1 protein-coding gene is annotated in these 403 nt (G+C 66.7%); it reads right to left on the bottom strand.

Features of this window, described 5'->3' with window-relative positions:
• Positions 1–403, bottom strand: a 403-nt coding sequence (locus CWC38_RS11955) for an inorganic phosphate transporter (RefSeq protein ID WP_133306271.1), incomplete at both ends; no start/stop codon positions are given.

Genomic DNA, 403 nt, shown 5'->3' with positions numbered 1-403 from the left:
ATAATGTGCCGCGGTATATGCCAGTCCCTGATACAGTACCATCCCAAAAGCGCTCAGTAGCACCCAGGATCGCGGCTGTGCTGGTCTGCGAACTGGACAGGGGGACGGGGGAGAAGAAGCCGCCCAGGAACAGCAGGGCCCCCGAGACCGTCTGGGCGATCGCCCCGCGGAGGGGATCCAGCGTGACCACGTGGGACGCCAGGGTGTAGGAGATCCGCCAGCCCCCCAAAAGCGTGCCGAACGCCAGACACAGTCCCACCAGGACGGGGAGCCACACGGGCATGCTCTCGCGGGAGATGCCCGATCCGGCCGTGATCATGAGCACCAGCAGGATCCAGAGCGTGCGCCGGGCGTGCTGGATGCCGTGTCCGAAGTGGATCGCCACGGCGCCCGTGGCCTGGAC

Origin of the sequence: Kocuria tytonicola (genome assembly GCF_003687455.1) — a bacterium.
GTDB classification, from domain to species: domain Bacteria; phylum Actinomycetota; class Actinomycetes; order Actinomycetales; family Micrococcaceae; genus Kocuria; species Kocuria tytonicola.
Note: the sequence above shows the minus strand (reverse complement) of the source record. Positions and strands in the feature narration are given on the sequence as shown.